This window comes from Acinetobacter sp. V2, from assembly GCF_001188385.1.
Classification (GTDB): domain Bacteria; phylum Pseudomonadota; class Gammaproteobacteria; order Pseudomonadales; family Moraxellaceae; genus Acinetobacter; species Acinetobacter oleivorans.
Genome location: NZ_JZFB01000003.1, coordinates 327,944 through 329,577, shown reverse-complemented (window position 1 = coordinate 329,577; position 1,634 = coordinate 327,944). Strand labels below are relative to the sequence as shown.

Sequence of the window (1,634 nt, the reverse complement as noted above, 5' to 3'; positions counted from 1 at the left end):
GCATAGAAATCAGAACCCATGTTAAGGCTTTGAGTAAACTCTGCTAACTCTGGCAATGCTTTTCTTTGATAAAGATCAGACAGTTCATGTTCTTCATTTTTTGACAGGCCAGCATACTTCACTAGACTGCGGAACAAGCCTACATGGCCCAAATCTAAATGCGCGCCTTGTAAGGTATAGATGTTCTCAATCAATCCCAGCATAACATCGACCATTTCGACATCAGCTTCGATACTATCGTGGCCATATAACTCTGCACCTAATTGCAAAGGTGCACGTGTGGCATTGAAATTTTGTGGTTTAGTATGTAATACAGTCCCTGAATAACAGTAACGTGCAACACCTTCAACTGGTCTTACATGTGCATCAATACGTGCAACTTGCGGCGTCATATCAGCACGAACACCGAGTAAACGGCCTGAGAGCTGATCAATAACCTTAAAAGTTACTAAATCTAAGTCTTGATTTGATTCTGATAATGAAGACAACGATTCGATGTATTCGATAAATGGTGTATATACCAATTGATAACCTCGCACCGCGAGGAAATCTAAAGCTTCACGGCGAAGTTTTTCAATGACTTGTGCCTGTTCCGGCAATACATCTGCTACCCCGTCAGGCAGCAACCATGTCTCTGAAATGGTCATATTTCAAGCCTAAAATCTGATCAACGTGGAACGACCCCACATAAAAAAATCGGGAACACACCCGATTTCTCTTAGTGTAGCATGATACTTTCTGCCATGCACCTGACAATTTGCATAAATCTTCCTTAATAAACTCTAAAGTCAAAAAGAAGATAATAAGAATAAACAATAGTATTCAAAGCCTTACTCTTATTCAATTTAGTTACTTACTAAAGTTCTTCGACTAAAGAAAGGGCTAATATCTGAACTATCGCCTTGTTTGCAATTAACCGACCTTGACTGTTGAATAGCTTTCTTAAGTTATTTTAAATTTAGAAAGAATCACACAAATCTAATAATCGATTTGCATAGCCCCATTCATTATCGTACCAAGCAAATACTTTAGCTTGATGCCCAACGACCATCGTCTGAGTTAAATCAACGATAAGTGAATAAGGTGAATGGTTAAAATCACTAGAAACTAACGGCTCATCCGTTACTGCCATAATTTCTGCATAGTCTGTTTGAGATGCTTTAATTAGCAATTCATTAATATGATGCACAGTAATTGGAGATTGCGCGATAAAAGTTAAGTCAATTGCAGCTACATTAATGGTAGGTACCCGAATTGAATAACCATCTATACGGTCTTCCATTTTAGGCATAACACGTTTTAATGCACCGAGTGCACTAGATGTGGTCGGAATAATATTTTGCCCTGAAGCTCTAGCGCGGCGCAAATCACGATGTGCGTGATCGAGTACAGATTGGTCAGCCGTTACTGCATGAATCTCGGTCATAAGCGCAGTTTCAATACCAAAAGCATCATCAATGATTTTCACTAATGGAACCAAAGCCTGCGTAGTACATGAAACGCTTGATATGATCTGATCAGTCACTTTCACTTCATGATGGTTCACACCATAAACAATGGCTGCATCGACATGATCAAAAGGTGCTGCTCCAATAATCACCCGCTTCGCCCCTGCTTGTAGATGACGCGTTGCA

Annotated in this window: 2 protein-coding genes; both read right to left on the bottom strand. The window is 39.8% G+C overall.

What is annotated here, in order from left to right; all coding sequences use genetic code 11:
- Window positions 1–647: ATP phosphoribosyltransferase regulatory subunit (locus UC75_RS21555; RefSeq protein WP_228137343.1), on the bottom strand; the 647-nt coding region annotated here is incomplete at its 3' end.
- A gap of 311 nt (window positions 648–958) precedes the next feature.
- Window positions 959–1,634 (bottom strand): type I glyceraldehyde-3-phosphate dehydrogenase (locus UC75_RS12405; protein ID WP_228137342.1); only part of this gene is annotated, 676 nt, incomplete at its 5' end.